Origin of the sequence: Corallococcus sp. CA054B (assembly GCF_003611625.1) — a bacterium.
Taxonomy (GTDB): domain Bacteria; phylum Myxococcota; class Myxococcia; order Myxococcales; family Myxococcaceae; genus Corallococcus; species Corallococcus coralloides.
This window is the reverse complement of the sequence record NZ_RAVY01000373.1, coordinates 1-2,534: the sequence shown is the minus strand read 5'-3', so window position 1 is coordinate 2,534 and position 2,534 is coordinate 1. Positions and strand designations below refer to the sequence as shown.

Annotated in this window: 3 protein-coding genes and 1 pseudogene; 1 reads left to right on the top strand and 3 read right to left on the bottom strand. The window is 70.1% G+C overall.

Annotation, left to right across the window (positions count from 1 at the left end):
• The first annotated feature begins 143 nt into the window (after nt 1–143).
• Nucleotides 144–461, top strand: a complete 318-nt coding sequence (locus D7V80_RS40730; protein ID WP_120593123.1) for a type II toxin-antitoxin system RelE/ParE family toxin — start codon at nt 144–146, stop codon at nt 459–461.
• 2 nt (nt 462–463) lie between these two features.
• Here the strand turns inward: D7V80_RS40730 and D7V80_RS40725 are convergent, their stop codons facing one another.
• From D7V80_RS40725 to D7V80_RS40715, 3 genes and pseudogenes are all read right to left on the bottom strand, one after another.
• Entirely contained in the window at nt 464–1,273 is an 810-nt protein-coding gene (locus D7V80_RS40725; RefSeq protein WP_120593122.1) for a carbohydrate ABC transporter permease, read from the bottom strand.
• The gene (locus D7V80_RS40720; RefSeq protein ID WP_120593121.1) at nt 1,270–2,148 is read right to left on the bottom strand and encodes a carbohydrate ABC transporter permease; all 879 of its coding nucleotides are present in this window, start codon (nt 2,146–2,148) and stop codon (nt 1,270–1,272) included. The genes D7V80_RS40725 and D7V80_RS40720 overlap by 4 nt, the downstream gene beginning before the upstream one ends.
• Nucleotides 2,145–2,534 (bottom strand): annotated as a pseudogene (locus D7V80_RS40715) (ABC transporter substrate-binding protein); the annotation flags it as partial. The gene D7V80_RS40720 and the pseudogene D7V80_RS40715, both read right to left, overlap by 4 nt.

The following is a 2,534-nucleotide window of genomic DNA, read 5'->3' as shown; positions in this document are numbered from 1 at the left end:
TCTGTCGCCGAGCTGCTCGCCCAGGCACGCGCTTCATTTGTGCGCCTGGGCTACCGTCACGATGTCCTCGCCGCCTTCTTCGATGACGCGGGCCTGCGCCTTACCGGACTTCCCTGAAGGGGTTTAGGTGCACTCCACCCCGTATGGGCATCCGCCTGCATCGCGCTGCCGAACCGGAGCTGCTCGAGGTCATCGACTGGTACGACGACCAGCGCACAGGCCTCGGTGACCGCTTCTCCGACACCGTGTATCTGGCGATGGACTCCATCCACGCGCATCCAGACCGCTGGCCCCTCTGGCCTCTGCTCCATCACACGCCACCCATCCGCCGCTTCCTGCTTCCGGAGTACCCCTTCGCCCTGCCCTACCTCGTCCGCGACGAGGACGTGGTGGTGCTCGCCATCGCGCACCTGCGCCGCCAGCCGGACTACTGGCTTCCCCGCGCGCGAAGCCGCCCGTAGGGCTACTCCTTCACCGCGCCGGCCGTGAGCCCGGACACGATGCGCCGCTGGAACAGCACCGTGAGCACCACCAGCGGCAGCGTGGCCACCACCGACGCGGCGGCGATCTCTCCCCACGGTTCCTTGTACTCACTGGCGAAGAGGCTGATGGCCACCGGCACCGTGCGCTTCTCCGGCGTGGACAGAAACGTCAGCGCGTAGAGGAACTCGTTCCACGCGAAGATGAAGACCAGGATGGCCGTCGTCGCCAGGCCCGGCGCCGCCAGGGGCAACAGCACCCTCCGGAACGCGCCCACCGGCGTGCACCCGTCCACCCGCGCCGCCCGGTACAGCTCGTCCGGCAGCTGGCGGAAGAACGACGTCAGCACCCACAACGTCAGCGGCAGCGCGAACGTCGTGTATGGCAACGCCAGCCCCACCAGGCTGTCCCGCAAGCCCACCGCGTTGAGGATGAGGTACAGCGGGCTCACCGTCGCGATGGGCGGGAACATCGACACGCCCAGCGCCGCGGACAGCAGCAGCCCCCTCCCCCGGAACTCCAGCTTCGCCAGCGCGAACGCCGCGGACGCGCCCACCGTGAGGCAGAACACCGTCGTCAGCGTCGCCACCACCAGCGAGTTCAACACCGCCCACAGGAACGGCCGCCCGAACAACACACTCTCGTAGTTCGCCCCCGTCAGGTGCGAAGGCCACGGCCGGGTCAGCTCCCCGTCCGGCCACAGGCTCGTCAGCACCTGCCACAGGAACGGCCCCAGGAAGAACGTGAGGAGCGCCACCACGGCCAGCGCCGTGCCCAGCCCCGGCCGCTTCATCGCCGCCCCTCCTCGCGCCCCAGCCAGCGCAGCCACACCACCGCCAGCAGCACCACGCAGAGGAACGTCGCCACCGACAGCGCGCTGCCGTACCCGAAGTCCCCGGAGCGCATCAGCGTCTTGTACGCGTAGATGCTCAGCGTCTCCGTCGTGTTCGCCGGCCCGCCCTCCGTCAGCACGTAGATGGCGTCGAACACGCGGAACGCGTCCAGCGACCGGAACAGCACCGCCAGGAGCAGCGCGGGCTTGAGCAGGGGAATCGTGATGGACCGGAACTGCCGCCACCCCGACGCCCCGTCCACGCGCGCCGCCTTGTAGAGGTCCTCCGGAATGCCCTGCAGCCCCGCCAGCACCAGCAGCGCCACGAAGGGCGTCGTCTTCCACACGTCCACCAGGATGGCCGCGTGCAACGCATACCCCGGCGCCCCCAGCCAGTTGATCTCCGCCCCACCCAGCAGCCGGTTGATGAGCCCGTAGTCCGGGTTGAACATCCACGCCCACAGCCGGGCGCTCACCACCGTGGGAATCGCCCACGGCACCAGCACCGACGCACGCAACAAGCCCCGCCCCGGGAACGCGCGGTTGAGCAGCAGCGCCAGCGGCACCGCGAGCAAGAGCTCCACCGTCACCGCCACCGCCGTGAAGTACGCCGTGTTCCCCAGCGCGGACCAGAAGCGCGCGTCCCCCATCAGGTAGACGTAGTTCTCCAGCCCCGTGAAGCGCCGCTCGCCGAACACCAGGATGAAGCGGTGCAGGCTCAGCCATATTGCCGCCAGCACCGGGTACAGCGCCACCATGGCCAGCACCAACACGGCCGGCGCCACCAGCAGGTACGCCTGCCGCCGCTCCCGAGCCTGCGAACCCGCGCCCCTCATTCCTCCTCCGGAGGCTGCTCACCGGTCAGGTGGTCCACCTGCTTCTGCGCGCGAGTGAGCGCCACCTCCGGAGTCCGCAGGCCCGCCACGGCGGCGGAGAACTCGCTCTGGAGAACATCCGCGATGAGCAGGTAGTACGGCGTCACCGGCCGGGGGCGCGCCCGCACCAGCGCCTCCTTCAGGCTCGCGATGAACGGCTCCTCCGCGCGCAGCCGCGGGTCGTCATACAGCGCCAGCCGGGGCGGGTTGCGCGCGTAGTGCAGCGCCAGCACGCGGTTGGCCTCCGGGGACGTCAGGTGCGCGATGAGCCGGGCCGCCGCCTTGCGACGCGCGGGCGAAACATGCGCGTTCACCGCGAGCTGCCACCCGCCCAGCGTCCCCCACCC

Bases quoted from the DNA above. Each gene is read 5' to 3' on its own strand.
- D7V80_RS40730 (WP_120593123.1), top strand. From the start codon at position 144: ATGGGCATCCGCCTGCATCGCGCTGCCGAACCGGAGCTGCTCGAGGTC.
- D7V80_RS40720 (WP_120593121.1), bottom strand. From the start codon at position 2,148: ATGAGGGGCGCGGGTTCGCAGGCTCGGGAGCGGCGGCAGGCGTACCTG.
- D7V80_RS40725 (WP_120593122.1), bottom strand. From the start codon at position 1,273: ATGAAGCGGCCGGGGCTGGGCACGGCGCTGGCCGTGGTGGCGCTCCTC.